Annotated in this window: 13 protein-coding genes and 1 pseudogene; 6 read left to right on the top strand and 8 right to left on the bottom strand. The window is 50.2% G+C overall.

Annotated features, from left to right (window positions below; translation table 11 throughout):
• Nucleotides 1-238 (top strand): hypothetical protein (locus Q0413_RS03120; protein WP_298987191.1); only part of this gene is annotated, 238 nt, incomplete at its 5' end.
• Nucleotides 239-1,087: 849 nt separating this feature from the next.
• On the opposite strand, the gene ilvA is transcribed toward Q0413_RS03120, so the two are convergent.
• The 7 genes and pseudogenes from ilvA to Q0413_RS03085 form a co-directional block, all read right to left on the bottom strand.
• Complete coding sequence (gene ilvA, locus Q0413_RS03115; RefSeq protein WP_005872070.1) at nt 1,088-2,299, bottom strand: threonine ammonia-lyase; 1,212 nt, start codon at nt 2,297-2,299, stop codon at nt 1,088-1,090.
• A gap of 100 nt (nt 2,300-2,399) precedes the next feature.
• The gene (locus Q0413_RS03110; RefSeq protein ID WP_298987193.1) at nt 2,400-3,353 is read right to left on the bottom strand and encodes a methyltransferase domain-containing protein; all 954 of its coding nucleotides are present in this window, start codon (nt 3,351-3,353) and stop codon (nt 2,400-2,402) included.
• A 27-nt stretch (nt 3,354-3,380) separates the two neighbouring features.
• Nucleotides 3,381-3,959: pseudogene (locus Q0413_RS03105) on the bottom strand (tRNA (uridine(54)-C5)-methyltransferase TrmA); the annotation flags it as partial.
• Nucleotides 3,956-5,656, bottom strand: coding sequence for a Na+/H+ antiporter NhaC family protein (locus Q0413_RS03100; protein WP_298987189.1), 1,701 nt, complete (start codon nt 5,654-5,656; stop codon nt 3,956-3,958). The pseudogene Q0413_RS03105 and the gene Q0413_RS03100, both read right to left, overlap by 4 nt.
• Nucleotides 5,657-6,342: 686 nt before the next feature.
• Entirely contained in the window at nt 6,343-7,596 is a 1,254-nt protein-coding gene (locus Q0413_RS03095; RefSeq protein WP_298987187.1) for an ankyrin repeat domain-containing protein, read from the bottom strand.
• An 899-nt stretch (nt 7,597-8,495) separates the two neighbouring features.
• Nucleotides 8,496-10,673 (bottom strand): cation-translocating P-type ATPase, encoded by a 2,178-nt coding sequence (locus Q0413_RS03090; RefSeq protein WP_298987185.1) that lies wholly within the window; start codon nt 10,671-10,673, stop codon nt 8,496-8,498.
• A 3-nt stretch (nt 10,674-10,676) separates the two neighbouring features.
• On the bottom strand, nt 10,677-10,901 hold the full coding sequence (locus Q0413_RS03085; protein WP_298987182.1) for a heavy-metal-associated domain-containing protein: 225 nt from the start codon (nt 10,899-10,901) through the stop codon (nt 10,677-10,679).
• Nucleotides 10,902-11,033: 132 nt separating this feature from the next.
• On the opposite strand from Q0413_RS03085, the gene Q0413_RS03080 reads away from it, so the two are divergent.
• Genes Q0413_RS03080 through acpS form a run of 3 tightly spaced genes read left to right on the top strand, consistent with a single transcriptional unit; the run spans nt 11,034 to nt 12,672 of the window.
• Nucleotides 11,034-11,768, top strand: coding sequence for a YebC/PmpR family DNA-binding transcriptional regulator (locus tag Q0413_RS03080; RefSeq protein WP_298987180.1), 735 nt, complete (start codon nt 11,034-11,036; stop codon nt 11,766-11,768).
• A 9-nt stretch (nt 11,769-11,777) separates the two neighbouring features.
• On the top strand, nt 11,778-12,272 hold the full coding sequence (locus tag Q0413_RS03075; RefSeq protein ID WP_297963472.1) for a peptidylprolyl isomerase: 495 nt from the start codon (nt 11,778-11,780) through the stop codon (nt 12,270-12,272).
• 28 nt (nt 12,273-12,300) lie between these two features.
• Nucleotides 12,301-12,672, top strand: coding sequence for a holo-ACP synthase (gene acpS, locus Q0413_RS03070; protein WP_298987178.1), 372 nt, complete (start codon nt 12,301-12,303; stop codon nt 12,670-12,672).
• Between the two features lie 1,179 nt (nt 12,673-13,851).
• Here acpS and Q0413_RS03065 read toward each other — a convergent pair.
• Nucleotides 13,852-15,195: a class II 3-deoxy-7-phosphoheptulonate synthase gene (locus tag Q0413_RS03065; RefSeq protein WP_298082835.1), complete on the bottom strand. Its 1,344-nt coding sequence runs from the start codon at nt 15,193-15,195 to the stop codon at nt 13,852-13,854.
• Nucleotides 15,196-15,299: 104 nt separating this feature from the next.
• Between Q0413_RS03065 and rarD the strand changes: the two genes are divergently transcribed.
• Nucleotides 15,300-16,172, top strand: a complete 873-nt coding sequence (gene rarD / locus Q0413_RS03060) for an EamA family transporter RarD (RefSeq protein ID WP_298987175.1) — start codon at nt 15,300-15,302, stop codon at nt 16,170-16,172.
• Nucleotides 16,165-16,575: a hypothetical protein gene (locus Q0413_RS03055; RefSeq protein WP_298987173.1), complete on the top strand. Its 411-nt coding sequence runs from the start codon at nt 16,165-16,167 to the stop codon at nt 16,573-16,575. Before rarD ends, Q0413_RS03055 begins: the two co-directional genes overlap by 8 nt.
• Nucleotides 16,576-16,899 lie beyond the last annotated feature (324 nt).

Genomic DNA, 16,899 nt, shown 5'->3' with positions numbered 1-16,899 from the left:
GTGCGTGGCGGGCTATCTTAGCGCGGATATAAATCACCAGAAATTAGGCGTTCTGAATTGGTTTTTCCCGACTGCGTTATTAAGCGCTTTCATATATTTGATTGCGATCTGGGTTGTTACGACCGACTCTGAAATAGTAGCTTGGGGTGCCGTCTTTGGGACAAGCTATGTAGTCGCTTGCTATGCGGTTTGCAAATGTTTTTTTGGTATGGTGGATATGTATTTTGGAAAGGGTTAGAGATAATCTTTCCGCTAATTTGGGCGTTTCATTTCAAGCGTACCTACAAAAAGCGCCTAGCAGAGGAGATGCGTGAGGCGTAACGGCAAGCTGAATGCAGAATTTTAGCAAAAATTTTGCCGCCAACCGCAGTTTAAAATTAGCGCGAGCGTAGCTCGCCCTTTGAGCGTGCCAGGGGTTGGGGGATTTTTTTAAAAAAAGAGGGGGAGGAGCGCTCTTATAAAACGAGCGTAGCGACGCAAGGCTTAGCCTGGCGGCGTTTCTTGCGAGCACAGCAAAGCAGAGCAAGTAGCGCCCCTTCCCCCTTAAGAGAAAATGCCGTCACTACCTAAATTCTAGAGGCAAAATTCTACATAGAGAAATTTTAAATTTATTACAAAATGAAATTCCGTTTAAATTTTAGCCCGCGATATGTTTCTCTTGGGGCGGGAAGGGGGCTTGAATTGCGAGGTCACACCTCTCGCAGAGGGTGGCGCTGCCCCGCAGCACCGCATTGCTCTGCTCGCCCCCAAACCCCACCCATCCCCCTACGACGCTTTAAGCGGTGCGGACTGCGTCCGCGTTAAATTTAAATTTCGGCTTGCGCCGCATATTTGGAATTTTAAATTCTACGTAAAATTTAAAATCAAGAGCGTAAAGTGTTTCGGCGCAGCGAGTATAAAGCGGCAAATTAAAATTTAGCGTGGTGAGTCAAAGCCGTAGCGAGCCGCAACCTGTGCGCAAGCGAGTGTAAATTTAGCCGCGTCGCGCGCAGCATTGGTGCAAACGCGGAGTAAATTTTACAATCTCGGATAAATTCAAAAGCAGATTTTGCAAGCGTAGGCAAATTTCACAAGCCCGAGCAAAATTCTATAAAATCTCCCTGAAATCATACCCTGCGTTTTTAAGTGCCCAGGCGATGTCCTCTTGATGAGCCTTGCCCTTGGTCTCAAGCGTGATCGTGATCTGCGCGTCGCCGTACTCGATATTGGTCGAGAAGCGGTCGTAGTCGATCTTGACGATGTTTGCGTTGGCGCGGCGCAAAATTTCGGTAAGTCCCGTAAGCGCGCCCGGCTTATCGACGAGCGTGACGTTGATCGTCATCTTGCGGTGCGATTTGATAAGACCCTTTTCGATGATGATGTTTAGCATCTGCACGTCGATGTTGCCGCCGCTTAGGATAATTCCGATCTTTGCGCCCGCGGGGAATGCAAATTTCGCGTTCATCAGCGCTGCTACTCCCGCCGCGCCCGCGCCCTCGACGATGATTTTTTGCTGCTCGAGCAGATAGAGTATCGCGCTTGCGATCTCCTCGTCATCGACCTGCACGAACTCATCGACGCACTCGATGATCGTGCTAAGCGTGATCTCGCTAGTATCCCGCACGGCGATGCCGTCGGCGATGGTGCGGACGGATTTGGAATTTAGAGGCTTTTTCGCGACGAAGCTATCGTGCATCGCGGGCGCGCCCTTGGCGGCTACGGCGATGATTTTAATGTCCGGATTGATCTGCTTGGCGCAGCTGCAAACCCCCGTCGCAAGCCCGCCGCCGCCAACTGGAACGACGATGTATTCAAGATCTGCGACCTCCTCGATCATCTCAAGCGCGATCGTGCCTTGACCCGCTTGGACGAACTCGTCGTTGAAGGGATGCACGAACGTCAGATTGTGCTCTTTGGCATATTCCAGTGCAAACGCATACGCCTCGTCGAAATTATCGCCCTTTAGGATGATCTCTGCGCCCAGAGCCTTCGTGCCGCTTACCTTAAGTAGCGGCGTGGCTTCAGGCATTACGATCACGGCATGCACGCCGAATTTTTGCGCGCTCATCGCTACGCCTTGGGCGTGGTTGCCCGCGCTTGCGGCTATTACTCCATGTGCCCGCTCCTCGTCCGTAAGATGTGCGATTTTATTATAAGCGCCGCGAATCTTATACGCGCCGGTGCGCTGCAAATTCTCGCTTTTGAGATACACTTCTGCGCCGTAAAGCTTGCTGAGCTTCGGCGCCAGAGCAAAGGGCGTTTTATAGACGAAATCGTTTATCGTGCGCTTTGCTTGGATAATTTTATTTAGATCAACCATTTATTTCCTTTCGTAATTTTAAATTTTGTTATTATACATATTTTAGGCGAAATTTTATCCCACGCGAAACCTAAATCCGCGACTTCGATTTTAAGCTCACCTAGCTCCTGCGCCGCAACAGCACGCCGCATTCGATATGCGCCGTATGCGCGAACTGATCGAAGATCGCAAACCTGCGCACCTCGTGCGTAGCGCAAAGCGAGCGTAAATTTTCAAAAAGCGTCTGCGGGTTACAGGAGATGTAGATCAAATTTTGAAAATTTTTTATGAAATCAATCACGCTAGGCTCCAGCCCCGCGCGCGGCGGATCGATCAAGACGTGCGAAAAATCGTAGCCGAAAATATCGATCCCCTTTAGCCGCTCAAACTCGCGCTGCCGCGCAAATGCGCTCATTAGCTCATCTGCACTAAGGCGGACGAATTGCGCGTTACAAACGCCGTTGAGCTCGCAGTTTATGCGCGCATTCGCAATCGAGCTTTTTGAAATTTCGCTCGCCAACACGCGGTTAAATTTAGCCGCAAGCGGGATGGTAAAGTTGCCGTGCCCGCAGTACAGCTCCAGCAGATCGCGCGCGGCGGAGCTTTCTGGGCGCACGGCATGTTGTTCGCAGCTCGAATTTTGCGGGGCGGACTGCTCGTGGCCCGAATTTTGTGCGCCGCGCCCTTCGCAGGCTGAATTTTGCACGCTTTGTTTTTCGCAATCCAAATTTTTCGTGGCGGAACTTTGCGCGTCCAAATCCTTACGAGCGAAATTTTTATCCGCAGAGCTCTCGCCTGCGGACGCACAGTTAGATTTCGCGGAATTTTTGCCGTTAAACTCCGCGCGAGCAGAATTTGCTTTAACGGAATTCCGGAAAGCGGCGTTAAATTCGGCGGAATTTTCAGAAGCAAAATTTCGATCCGTAGAATTTCGCGGGGCGGGCTCCTCGCAGCCGTAATTTTGCGCAGCGGAATTCTCTGTTATGAAATTCTTTGCGGCGAAATTCTGCGCGGCGCACACCTCGCTTGCGCCCTCTTTGCCGAAGTCCACGCAGCTTCTCGCCCAGGCGATCATCTTTTCGTTCACGCCGCGGTTGGGCTGGATGAAGGCGTTTTCGCCGAAGCGAAATTTATAAACTCGCCCGTCCACGCAAAGCTCGTCTGTGAGGCTTAGCTCGCCGCTTAGCAGCTTCTGTCCGCGCGCGCGAGCCATAACCCCGATGCCAAGCTTGTCCGCCAGCTCGCAAATCGCCTCCTGCTCGCGCTCACCCAGGCGCTTGTGATAAAGCAGCGTCGCCAAAATCCCGCTGGCGCACGAGATAAACTCGACGCCAAAGAGCCTTTCTTTTAAAGCTTCGCTCCGCCTAAGCGCCTCTAGCAGCCGCGGCATTAAATTTGCGATAGGAAGCGCAACTTTGGGGCATTCGTTAATTAAAATTTTCTTGCTACGTGCGCCGCCCATCGTGTAGGCAAGATCAAATGCGCTATGCCAAATATCGTGCCAGATGCCAAATTCCGCCCTGATGCGGTAATTTTGCGGTTGCGAGGCAAAAAATTCAAACTCGCCGTCAAAAAATTCTCTAAACTTATCGCCGATCAGCTGCTTTTTGTACAAAATTTGATCCGCATAGGGCTCGCCGAGCGTGCAGCTGCCGCAACTACCGAAGCTTTCGCAATTCATACATCCACTCTTTTACCCACCACGCGCAGTAAAAGAATGATAGCTGCAATACCCAAGATCAGACATCCCCACACGCTAAGCCCAAAGCCCGCAGGCAGGTAGCCGCAAACGATACTGATGCCGCAAACGACCAGCGCATAGGTCATCTGCGTGCTTACGTGCTCGATGTGATCGCAACCTGCGCCCATCGAAGAGAGGATCGTCGTATCTGAAATCGGCGAGCAGTGATCGCCGAAGATCGCCCCCGTAAGCACCGCGCTGATGTTTACGCACATGAAAACGTGAAATTCCTCGCCGCTAAGTCCGTATTTTTGCCCCACGGCGTGCGCTAACGGCACGGCCAAAGGTGTGACGATGCCCATAGTACCGAAGCTTGTGCCCGTTGAAAATGAGATAAACGAGCTAAGCACGAAGATCACTATTGCAAGAGCAAAGCGCGGCGTTGCGTCGCTTAGAAGCTCGACTAGGTAGCGCGAAGTGCCAAGCTCTTTGATAACCGAGCTTAGCGACCACGCAAAAAGTAGGATTATGACGGTATTTAGCATGCTTTTCCAGCCGCCAACCCAGACCTCGATCGCTTCTTTGACGCCGTAAATTTTTTGCGCGATGCCTAAAACGACGGCGATGATTGATGAAAAGAGCGCGGATTGAAACAGCACGACCGAGGCGTCCGCTGCGCTAAATGCGGTACGGATCGAAGTAAAGCTAAGAGGAGCTGCCTTGACCGCCTCCAAAGCCTCGCCCTCCAGCGAGCTGTAGCCATTAAAATAAAACCCGATGACGGAAAGAACGATCATCGCCCCTAGCGGGATTATCGCGTTTAGCTTGCGAAGTACTACGCCCTCTTTGGGTACGAAAATTTGATCCTCTAAATTTTTGATCTTAAAATCCGCGGCTCCGCTCTTACCGCCGCGAGATGCGATCTCTGCGCGATACATCGAGCCAAACTCCCTGCTCATCACTGCCGTGGCGACTACAAAAAAGATCATAAAAATATTATAAAATCTATACGGGATCGTCTCTACAAACACGGTGAAGGCGTTTATGTTTTCTATGCCGATCTGCGAGTAGGCCTCTTTGATCGCCGAAATTTCGACTCCGACCCAGGTGGAGATCACCGCGATACCGGTGATCGGCGCGGCGGTCGCGTCGATGATGAAGGCGAACTTTGCGCGCGAAATTTTAAATTTATCCATAAGAGGTCGCATTATCGGGCCCACGATTAGGGCGTTTGCGTAATCGTCGAAAAATATCACGATACCCATCAGCCAGGTGTAAATTTGACCCAAAACCGGAGTGTCGGCGTGCTTGCTAAGCCAGAGCGCAAGCGCCTTCGTACCGCCGATTTTGGTCACCAAAGCGATGAGCCCGCCGATACACATGACCTGAAGCAAAATGCCCGCATTCCACGTATCCGCCATCGATTTTACCATACGCGAGCACAGATTGGTAAAAGCAAAAAGCGCCGAAGCCGCGATATTTTGATCGACCATACCGACAAGAAAGGTTCCGCTTAGCACGCCCAAAAACAGCGACAAAATCACGTCTTTGGTGATAAACGCAAGCACGATCGCCGCAACCGGCGGGATAAGCGTCAGCACGCCGTAAAGCTCGCTGTTTCGCACGGCGGGCTCCACGTCCGCAAGCGCCAGCGCGGGCAAAAAAATCGCCGTAAAGATAAGCAAATTTTTTAACATTTTAATCCTTGATGATTGATAAAATTTTAAAATTTAACCTCCGATCGGGGGCTAAATTTTAAAATTCTGCGCGCATTGCAGCAATTATTCATAATTCGCGTGCTTTCTTTTACGGCGATTATTGAGCGCCTTAATCGCACAGCAAGCTCTACAATTTTGCTGCGTTTACAATTTCGAGCACGCATTTTTAAGCAATTTATCGCGCAGAAAAATCTCTCCGGTGCAAAATACCGCGCGCGGCGTAATCAAAAAGCGTTTTATAAGTGCATTTAAATTCTACTTAACATAGCAAAAGCCCCCCAAGTCAAGGTAAAATTCCACAATGTTGCGACACTTGCTTTGCCGCAAGAGCGATAAATTTCGTGCGCAAAATTTGACGAAATCCCGCTCTTGATCGCAGACCAAAATCCATCAGTAAAAATTTTATCGCGCATAAATTGCACAAATCGCCATTTCTCAAGCCTGCCTGCGCGTTTATAAAATTTCAGTGCATGCAACCTGCGCAAGCAAAGCGATAAAATTTTAAAGCGTTAAATTCTACCAACTCGCACTCGAAAAATCCGCTAAATTTATAGAATTTACAAAGCGGCAAAACATTAAATTTAAAGCTCATAAGGCTTTTGCAAACCCAAAACGCTGCAAACCCAAAACGACGAAGCGGTAAGCGGCCCTTTAAATCAAGCCCGCTAATTCTCACGCTCAGGCGCATCTTGCGGATCGCTCGTAAAATCATCACTTGCTTGCGTAGGACTTAATCCAAGCGAGCGCAAATAGCTCTGCGTAGCCGCTTCGCCACCCGCAAGCGCATAGTCTAGCGCATTTAGTCCCGCCTCGTCGACCGCCTTTTCGTTTGCGCCCGATTTTACGAGCAATTCAACGATCTGCTTGGTACTTTTTTGCGCCGCAAACATCAGCAGTGTCTTGCCCGCGCCCGAACGCTCACAGCCGTCGCTACGTTCGCCTAACGATGCCAGGGCCTGAGCTTCAGCGCTGCCGATCTGGCGGACATTTACGCTAGCGTGCGAGTAGATTAGCAACTTTACGAGCTCATAATTTTTTGCGGCGGCGGCGAAAAATATCGGAGTTTGCCCGAGCGAGTTTTTATAGCCAACCAAGGCGCCTTTAGAGATCATAAATTTAGCGCTTTGAACGTTATTCATCGCGTAAAATAGCGAGTTTTCCTCGCCAGCATTCACCTGCGCGCCTCGCTCGATCAAAGCACCGCTAAAACGCTCGTCATATCCTAGCAAAAGTGCCAGATCCAGGGCATTATCAAGCTCGTAAATTGCAAAATCCTTGCTAAAAAGTAGCGTACGAAACTCATCTGCACCTACTCCGCCTTTTAGCGCCAGCTCAAGCTCACCGTAATCTCCCGCCTTGCGATCCTTTGCGGCGTATGCGATAAATTCCGCTATCACGGCGCTTGCTAGCTCATCGGCATCGTTTTTGTTGAATTTAGCGGCAAAATAATCTCTTAGTGCCTCCCTGGCTGCCGGGACCTCGCCCATAAAATTGCCATAAGCGATGAAATTTCCAATCTTGCGCTCGGAGTAAAATTCTAAGGCTTCAAGCGATTTTTCGCTAATTTGCGCGTAGTTTTTCTCTTTAGCATAGCTCAAAAAGCCCTCGCCATCCATCCCCGCAAATGCCAAGGTTCGCTCAAGCCTTTTTTCGTTCAGCAAGGCTTCGTTACCGACACAATCGATATTTTCGTCCCTGATCTCAGAAGCCGCGCTTTTTAAATTTTGCAAAAATTCTGCGCCAGCTAGCGAGCCTTTACAGCCAAAATCGCTTTGCAGCAACTCTTCGTCCGCAGGCTCTTTGCTAAAAAAGCCGCGCGGATCGCCGCTTAGTATCTGCTCGCAAGAAGCGCCAAAAAGCGTGCCGCAAAAAACAAACGAACCCATTAGAATTTTTCGCATCGCTACCTCGAATTGCATTTGAAGCGTTATTTTACCTTTAAATTTATTTATTAAAACTTAGTGCGGGCGGTGGAATTTTATGGAATTCCTTTCAACCTTATAAAATTTTGCGGAATTTTTAAAATTTTACGGCGCGGCGGCGAGCGGCGTTAAATAATGGCAGTTAGAGGCGCAGCGACGAGCGGCGATAGATACGACGCGGCGGCGAGCGGTGCTAGGCGATAGTCGGACGGCGGCACGGCGACCGATGAAATCATACTACGACGCTACGGCAAACAATGCCGAATAGCGGCGGCGGCGGTAAGTAGCGTCAGGAGTATACCGAGCGGCGACGCAACGACGAATAACGCTAGAGGGCAAACGGCGCCAAGAGGCAGCTAGACGGCAGCGCGGCGGGCGGCACCGTATGACGGCGCGGCGATCTGCGACGTTAAAATTTTAAAATTTATACGTGGGGCTAGATGCAAAATAAAATTTCACAAACGGCGCAAATCTCGCAAAATTGCACGCGCAATTACCGCAAAATAAAATTATAAGCGCTCAAATTTCATAGAATTTTACGCGTTTACGAGTGATTAACCGCGGGAGTAAAATTTTGCACGCTCTGTGCAGAGAAAAAGAGCTCTTTCAAAACGAAAGAAATTCGCAGCGAGTAGAGTTAAATTTCGCCCGTAAAAATTCCGCCGAATAAAGCCGTCCGCCGAAGTTAACTCAGGCAAGCTTGCTAACGCGGAATCCGGCGGCGGAATTCACGAAATTTTACGCCAGATTAATCGCAAGATAAAATTTTGCAAGCAGCGCTAATCCCGCGGAATTCCGCGCGCGATTAGCCGCAGGATAAAATTTTGCGCGTTTTGCGCCGAGTAAATTAAAATTTCGCCGCGTAAAATTCCGCGCCTAGCGCAAAATCCGTCGCGTTAAAATTTAGCAAATTTCAATCTGATGGAATTTAGCACGACCGTTACGGAGCTAAAACACATCGCCGCAGCGCCGTACATCGGCTTTAGAAGCACGCCGAGCGCCGGATATAGCGCGCCTGCTGCGATCGGGATACACACGGCGTTGTAAAACAGCGCCCAGAAGAGGTTTTGCTTGATCGTCCGCATGGTGGCACCCGATAAGCGGAATAGATATAGCACGCTTGCAAGGTCGTTTTTTATAAAGATCACGTCGCCCGCGCCCTTGGCTACGTCGCTGCCGCCGTTCATCGCGACGCCGATGCTAGCGGCTTTTAAGCTCGGCGCGTCATTGACGCCGTCGCCCACGAAAAGCACCCGCTTGCCCTCATCCGTCAGGGATTTAATGAACTCATATTTGCCGCTTGGAAGCACTCCGCTTCTCACCTCGTCGATGCCGAGGTTGCGAGCGACGAAATTTGCCGTTTTGGCGTTATCGCCCGTTAGCATGACGGTTTTTACGCCGCTTTTTTGCAGCGCCTGCACGACGCCGCGCGCTTCGGCTCTGATCTCGTCGCTAAATGCGATAAAGCCCGCGTACGAGCCGCCTATCGCGCAGTAAACGACGCCGAAGCCCTTGTCTAAAAGCTCCTCCGCTTCTACTTCGACGCCCGCATCCACGCCGCGCTCGCGCAGAAAGCCTGCACTGCCGCAAAGAATTTCGCCGGTGGGATTTTTTGCGACGATACCTTTTCCCGCGACGCTTTCAAACTCACCGTTAAATTTAGAAATTTCGCCGAATTTCAGCTCGGCAAATTTCACGATCGCCTTTGAGATCGGATGTTCGCTAAGCTTTTGCGCGCTTGCTAAAGCGTAGAGATCCTGAGCGCTCAGATCGCTGAAGCTTACCGAAATTTCGCCCTTGCTAAGCGTGCCTGTTTTATCAAAAACCGCGACGTCGGCGCCTTTTAAAATTTCTAAAATTTCGGGATTTTTGATTAAAATTCCAGCTTTTGCGGCGTTCGAGATCGCGCAAACGATCGCGATCGGCGTTGCAAGACCTAGCGCGCACGGGCAGGAGATGATAAGCACGCAAATAGCGGCGGATGCGGCATATGAGAGCCGTCCGTCAAGCGCCATCCACGCTATAAAACTAGCAAGCGCGATCAAAATCACCGCGGGCACGAAGATATTTGAAATTTTATCCGCAAAGCGCGCGATCGGCATCTTTTTGTTGCCCGCCTCGTTTAGCAGATTTTTAATCTCGGCAAGCAGCGTCTGATGCGAAAATTTCGTTACCTTCACGTAGATGACGCCGTCCGTGCTGACGCAGCCCGCATTTACCTCATCGCCCACGCCTTTATAAACCGCCAAGCTCTCGCCGCTGATGAGCGAAGCGTCGATCTGCGCGCCGCCCTCGACGATAAGCCCGTCGCAGGGGATGCGCGAGCCGTTTTTTACGAGCACCTTATCACCCGGCTTTAGCGCTTCTGCGCGCACTTCGGCTATCGTGCCGTCGTCTTTGATCAAAAGCGCGGTTTTAGGGCTTAAATCGATTAGCCCCTTGATGTAATCGTTCGCCTTCATCTTACTGCGCTCTTCGAGGTATTTGCCGAGCGAAATAAAGGCGATTATCATCGATGCGGATGAGAAATAAAGATTGGTAAATTCGTTCTGTGCGCCGTGCGTATAGACCCACGCCGCGGCCGTTAGAGAATAGGCAAACGCAAAAAAGCTTCCCATCGCCACGAGCACGTTCATATCGAAGCTTCTGTTTTTCAGAGAGCCGTAAGCGTGATAAAAGAAGTTTTTGCCGCAGTAAAATAGGCTCACGCACGCCATCGCCGCGCAAAGTAGCGCCTTTGGGACGAAGCTTAAAAACCCGCTCATCTCCACCGCCATTACCGCCGCGGCTAAAATGAGAGCGAGAATAAGCCTAAATAGCGCCGCTTTGAGGTTGCGCCGCTTTTTGCGCTCCAAATCCTCGTAATCCACGGCGATGTCGTAGCCCAGTTTTTTGATCTTAGCTTTTAGCGTCTCCTCAAGCGCCGGATCGGCAAGTACGAACTCGCCGCTGCCGTTTGCGAAATTTACGTGCGCGTCCTGCACCCCCTCGATCTTGCGACTTACCCGCTCGATCGCATTGGAGCAGTTTACGCAGCTCATCCCGACGATATTTAGAGTTATTTTGCTTGACATCCGTTAGTTCTCGCAGGCTAGCTTTCCTGCAATGCTAAAGCCCAAATCGTCCATCTCCTCTTTAAATTTAGCCTCGTCGCGCGGATCTAAGCTTAAACTCACCACTCCGCTTGCTACGTCCACCTCGATCTCGCCGAAATCGTCCTTAAGCGCGTTTTTGATCGTCCTCGCGCAGTTTTCGCAGTGTATATTTTGCGCCTTAAATTTTACGCTTTGTTTCAAAGCCATGAGTCTCTCCTTTGGATTAAAATTTTAAAACTTATACTACTTTTTAATAAATTTTATTTCAACGCCCGCTCCTGAAGTTTAAGGGTTTTTCGTTATAATCACCCGTTTTAAATTTAAGCTTTAAGGAATTTTATGGGACGAGCTTTTGAATACAGACGCGCTTCAAAAGAAGCTAGATGGGGGAAGATGAGCAAACTTTTCCCAAAACTGGGCAAGGCCATAACGATGGCGGCGAAAGAGGGCGGCGAAGATCCGCTGATGAACTCCAAACTGCGCGCCGCGATCGCCACGGCAAAGGCGCAAAATATGCCCAAAGACAACATCGACGCGGCTATCAAGCGCGCTAGCGGCAAGGATAGCGCCGATATCAAAACGATCTTTTACGACGGCAAGGCGCCCCACGGCGCACTTCTCATAATCGAATGCGCCACTGATAACCCGACCCGCACCGTCGCGAACGTCAAGTCGATTTTAAATAAAGCTAAGGGCGAGTTTTTGCCGAGCGGCAGTTTGAAATTTATGTTTTCACACAAGGCCGTTTTTGAGACTAAGCTGCCGAGCCGCGACATCGAGGAGCTGGAGCTTGAGCTCATCGACTTCGGTCTTAGCGAGCTTGAAATCAATGAGTTTGAAAACGACAGGGGCGAGCTTGAAAAGACGCTTCTAATCTACGGCGAATACGAAAGCTTCGGCACTCTAAACGAAGGTATCGAAAAGATAGGGCTTGAGATCATCAGCGCAAGTTTAAAATTTGTAGCTAACGAAAAGCACGAGTTTAGCGAGGAGCAGCTGGGCGACATAGACGCGCTGCTCGAGCGGCTAGAGGATGACGACGACGTGCAGGCAGTTTACACCAACATCGCATAGGAGAAAAAAATGGAAAGCTTAAAAATTTACGACATCGACGCAGCGGCTTTGGCGCGCGATAAATACGCCGTGATAAAAACCGAAAAGGGTGATATGAAGCTGGAGCTTTTCGGTGACGAAGCTCCGCAGGCGGTTACGAATTTCGCTAGCCTTGCGCGCAGCGGGTTTTACAAGGGGTTAAATTTTCACCGCGTAATTCCAAATTTCGTAATCCAAGGCGGCTGCCCGCGCGGCACCGGCACGGGAGGTCCGGGCTGGCGCATAAAGTGCGAATGCGACCGCCAAAAGCACAAGCACGTGCGCGGCGCGCTATCGATGGCGCACGCAGGGCGTGATACGGGCGGTAGTCAGTTTTTCGTCTGCCACAGCGCACAGCCGCACCTAGACGGCGTGCATACGGTCTTCGGGCAAATCGTGGATCAGCCTAGCCTAGCGGTTTTAGACGCGATCAGACAGGGCGATAAGATCATCGACATCGAGATTAAAGAGAGCCTGCAATCGTGATTAAATTTAAACCGCGGGGCGCCAGACCGTGATAAAGATCGGCACGGACATAACCGCGGTGCGCAGGATCGCGGCGCTGCGCGCAAAATACGGCGCGAAATTTCTAAAGCGCATTTTGAAAAAATCCGAGCGCTCCTCGGCACTGCGCAACGAAAGTATAGCGGGCGTCTATGCCGCCAAAGAGGCGCTTAGCAAGGCGCTAGGCACCGGCATCGGCGCGGAATTCGGCTTTAAAGACGCTAAAATTTACAAAGACGCCCTGGGCGCGCCGCATTTAAAAATCCGTAAAAAAATCCGTAAAAAATTTCATATCAAATCCGCAAGCCTTAGCATCACGCACGACGTAAACGTCGCAATCGCGGTAGTCGCACTAAAACTTAATAAGCCGCGCTCAAAGTAACGAATCGAAGCGGCGCGACAGCAAGAACCCCGCGTAAATTCTGCATAAATTTTGCGCAACGGATTTTATGAGGTTAGGCGCAGATTATGTAGAGTAGTATTTCGCGGCGCGGTATGCGATGCGGCAGCAAACTTTGACTATCTCAAATTTTATATTTGCCGACTTAAAATTCTACATTCATGGATGAAATTTTAGAGCACAAAATTTACCGCAACGAAATTTTGAAATTTCACCGCGCCGCAGAATTTTGCTTTAAATTTAAGACATGGAATTTTATAGCGGCGAGGCGGCATAAACTCAAAAGGTAAAATTTCGACCCGAAATTTAGCGGCAGAAGCATAGACTTTTTATTAAAATTTCACGGCAAAATAGCGCCCTGAAATTTAAAGCAAGCGCAAAGCCGCTTCCGCCCGGCGTATCTATCATCAAGGATTGAGCTAATTTGCGGGCGGGCAAAATACACACCGCTACAGCGTCCACATATCGCGCTCGTTTAATGCGGGAGCTTTTGTGCCGCGTAAATACTGCAAAAAGCAAGAACTCTTGCGCTGCGTAGGTAAAGCCGCAAATAGCGCGCCGCAATCCATATAACGCTCTGTGCAAAAAAGTGCAAGCAGGCTTATGCCGCTGCATTTGTAGCTTAGTCTTCCGCTAGCTCGTTCGCACGCAGACAAACGGCGCACACGTATAAGCAGGATCAAAATTTACGCAGCGAATTTTAAAGATGAAATTCTGCGAACCGCGGATGTGTTTTTAAATTTTTTAAAATTTCGCGGCAGCAAAATTTTAAAATTTAATGCAAAGCGTATTTAAAATTTTAAGCCAACAAGCCCGCGAGGATAAATTTAGCCGCCAAGAAGTTTGTAAGTCTCTGCAAAAGTGGAATTTTATCACGGCGCGACGCCGTAAAAATTTTCAATTGCTCGTATTTGGGCGGCGGGCTTATGCGGCTTACGTTTTAGCGCGAAGTATAAATTTTAATTGTATATATTTTGATCGCTGCGAGACTGCGCCCAAAGCCGCCGTATTTAGAGCCGCGTAAATTTAAATCGCCCGTGCCAAGCTACGATTAAATTTCAAGCGCAAAGCACGGTCGCAGCGCTGGCTTACGTCAAAACGCCTAAAACTACGACTAAAATTCCAAGCCGCGACTGAATCTTACGCGCAACAAAAGGCGGGCTACTCCGCCTTTTTTAGATTATCGGCGAGCAAAAACGCAAGCTCCAGTGCCTGATCTGCGTTTAGGCGCGGATCGCACTGTGTTTCGTAGCGCTGCTTTAGCGTCTCTTGCGTCACGTTAAACGAGCCGCCCGTGCACTCGGTGACGTTTTGACCGGTCATCTCAAGGTGAATGCCGCCCGCGTGCGTGCCCTCCGCAGCGTGGATCTCAAAAAAGCTCTGAACTTCGCTTAAAATTTTAGAAAATTCGCGCGTTTTATAGCCGTTCGCGGCCTTGACGGTGTTGCCGTGCATCGGATCGATGCTGTATAGGATCGCCCTGCCCTCGCGCTTTAGCTCGCGTAAAATTTGCGGCAGCCGCGCGCCGATCTTATCCGCGCCCATGCGGATGATGACGTTTAGCCTGCCTGCTTCGTTTTGCGGATTGAGCTTGTCGCAAAGGCGCAAAATTTCATCCGCAGTGCCGCTAGGGCCGATCTTAACGCCGAGAGGGTTTTTGATACCGCTTAAAAAATGCACGTGCGCATCGTCCGCGCCACGCGTGCGCTCGCCGATCCAAAGCATGTGCGCCGAGCAGTCGTACCAATCGCCGCTGGTGCTGTCGATGCGCGTCAGACACTCCTCGTAGTGCAGCAGCAGCGCCTCGTGCGATGTGTAAAGCACCGTCTCGGCAAGGCTCGGAGAATTTGCGGCGCTCAGTCCGCACGCCTCCATAAATTTAAGCGTGCGCGAAATTTCATCGCTGAGCTCGTTAAATTTAGCCTCCAGCTCGCCCTTTTTCAAAAAGCCCAAATTCCACTTATGCACCTCGTGCAGGTTCGCAAGACCGCCGCGAGAAAAGGCGCGCAGCAGATTCAGCGTCGAAGCGCTTTGATGATACGCCTCGATCATGCGCGCAGGATCCGGCTTGCGCGCTGCTTCGTTAAACTCAAATCCGTTGATTATGTCGCCGCGGTAACTAGGCAGACTCACGCCGCCAACCTCCTCGAAATCGCTGCTGCGCGGCTTTGCGAACTGCCCTGCGATGCGACCTACCTTAACGACGGGGCGACCCGCTGCGAAGGTAAGAATGATCGCCATCTGAAGCATTACCTTAAACATATCGCGGATATTATTCGCGCTAAAATCATTAAAGCTCTCCGCGCAATCGCCGCCTTGAAGCAGAAACGACTTGCCCTCGCTGGCGCGCGCAAGCTCAGCTTTTAGGTTGCGAACCTCGCCCGCGAAAATTAACGGCGGCAGCTTGTAAAGGCGCTCTTTAGCGGCCTGCACCGCACTTTCATCCTGATAAATCGGCTGCTGTAAAATTTTATAATCTTTCCACGACGTTCTACTCCAGCTCATAGCCCCTCCTAGATTTCGTAAAATTTCGCGATTATACCCAAATAAGCTTTTATTAACCCAAAAAATCTTAAAATAGCGCCTTTAGGCAATTTGGAAGGAATTTTATGGAAGAAAACCGCACTAAAGGGCTAATGCTTGCTCTTGCCACCTTTTTGATGTGGGGCGTTTTTCCGATATTTTTCAAGCTCATAAAGGACGTGGACGCGGTGCAAATTTTAGCGCATCGCGTCGTTTGGTCCTTCCTGCTGCTGCTCGTTTTTCTCTGCTTTACGCACCGTTTAAAAAACGTCGCGCGCCTTCTTAGCGCCCCTAAAATAGCTCTCACGCTGCTTTGTACGGGACTACTTATCAGCACGAACTGGGGTATTTATATCTACGCGGTAAATTCCGATCAAATTTTAGCCACCAGCCTCGGGTATTTCATAAATCCACTATTTTCGGTGCTTTTGGGCGCTTTATTTCTACGCGAGCGGTTAAGCGCGGCGGCGAAATTTTCCCTGCTACTCGCCTTTGCCGCGATCGGCGTGCAAATTTACGCGCTAGGCAGGCTTCCTATAATCTCGCTCGTGCTGCCGCTTAGCTTTGCATTTTACGGCCTCATTCGCAAAAAAGTAAGCGTGCCTAGCTTTGAGGGGCTGTTTTGCGAGACGACGCTGATGCTGCTGCCCGCGCTTGCATTTCTGATCTACTGCGCGCTGAAAGGAAGCGGCGCTTTCGGCTTCAGCGCAAGCGGCGCGCTGCTGTTTGCAAGCGGACTGATTACAATTTTGCCGCTGCTTACCTTCGCCGTAAGCACGCAGTATCTGCCGCTATCTACGATCGGCTTTATGCAGTACATCAGCCCCAGCATGAGCATGCTGATCGCGGTATTTGTTTACGGCGAGGAGCTTGAGGCTTATAAAATTTTAAGCTTTTCGCTAATTTGGTTCGGGCTCGCGGTCGTGGGCTTGGACGGCTTAAGGAGAAAAAATGGCTAATTTTGCTTTGATGTTCGCAGTCGCCCTTGCGGTAGGCGCGCTCGTGTATTTTCAGGTCCAAAAAGCTTCCGCGCGCGCAGACGCCGCAGATCCCGAGCTTAGCTCGCAAAGGTATATGAAATTTTGCGATATTTTGGAGGGCAAACTGCGAGCTCTAAAGCGGCTAGAGCTGCGCGACGAAAGCGCTCGCGAGAGCTATCTAGACGAGCTTGAGGCTCTTAGCAAGGAGTTAGTTTATATCAAAACGATGCATCAAAGCAACCTAAACCCCGCCGTGTGGGAGGGTAAGCTATTTGAGTTTCTCAATAAAACGGACGCTCTGATCGAAAAATATGCCGCGGACGCAGAGCGCTCGCTGCAAGACTGGCGCAAGCAACTGGAGGTGGAATTTAAGAATTTGTAGCGCGAAATTTTAAGCGGCGAATTTCGCGGGTGTCTATATCGGTAGAATTTTAACGCCTAAATTTATATAATTTAACGCGCCGCAACTCTCGGAATTTTTAAAATTTACATACGTGCCGGAATTTTGCAAACCGCTTGCGTCATGGCGACAAAATTCTATGCATTTTATAAAGCAAAACGACGCAAATTTTAAATCAGCGTAATTTGTAGAATTTTGCAAGATACATAGCAACTGCGAAGCCGATAATCGCGTCTGTAAATTTTATAGAATTTACTCATTGGCAGACGCGGTATCTACAGTCTTGGATCCCGCTTGTTCTAGCTG

Origin of the sequence: uncultured Campylobacter sp. (assembly GCF_938045465.1) — a bacterium.
Lineage (GTDB): Bacteria > Campylobacterota > Campylobacteria > Campylobacterales > Campylobacteraceae > Campylobacter_B.
Note: the sequence above shows the minus strand (reverse complement) of the source record. Positions and strands in the feature narration are given on the sequence as shown.

Excerpts from the sequence above, each read along its gene's own strand:
- ilvA (WP_005872070.1), bottom strand. The coding sequence starts at position 2,299 with ATGGTTGATCTAAATAAAATTATCCAAGCAAAGCGCACGATAAACGAT.
- Q0413_RS03110 (WP_298987193.1), bottom strand. The coding sequence starts at position 3,353 with ATGATCGCCTGGGCGAGAAGCTGCGTGGACTTCGGCAAAGAGGGCGCA.
- Q0413_RS03100 (WP_298987189.1), bottom strand. The coding sequence starts at position 5,656 with ATGTTAAAAAATTTGCTTATCTTTACGGCGATTTTTTTGCCCGCGCTG.
- Q0413_RS03095 (WP_298987187.1), bottom strand. The coding sequence starts at position 7,596 with ATGCAATTCGAGGTAGCGATGCGAAAAATTCTAATGGGTTCGTTTGTT.
- Q0413_RS03090 (WP_298987185.1), bottom strand. The coding sequence starts at position 10,673 with ATGTCAAGCAAAATAACTCTAAATATCGTCGGGATGAGCTGCGTAAAC.
- Q0413_RS03085 (WP_298987182.1), bottom strand. The coding sequence starts at position 10,901 with ATGGCTTTGAAACAAAGCGTAAAATTTAAGGCGCAAAATATACACTGC.
- Q0413_RS03080 (WP_298987180.1), top strand. The coding sequence starts at position 11,034 with ATGGGACGAGCTTTTGAATACAGACGCGCTTCAAAAGAAGCTAGATGG.
- Q0413_RS03075 (WP_297963472.1), top strand. The coding sequence starts at position 11,778 with ATGGAAAGCTTAAAAATTTACGACATCGACGCAGCGGCTTTGGCGCGC.
- Q0413_RS03065 (WP_298082835.1), bottom strand. The coding sequence starts at position 15,195 with ATGAGCTGGAGTAGAACGTCGTGGAAAGATTATAAAATTTTACAGCAG.
- rarD (WP_298987175.1), top strand. The coding sequence starts at position 15,300 with ATGGAAGAAAACCGCACTAAAGGGCTAATGCTTGCTCTTGCCACCTTT.
- Q0413_RS03055 (WP_298987173.1), top strand. The coding sequence starts at position 16,165 with ATGGCTAATTTTGCTTTGATGTTCGCAGTCGCCCTTGCGGTAGGCGCG.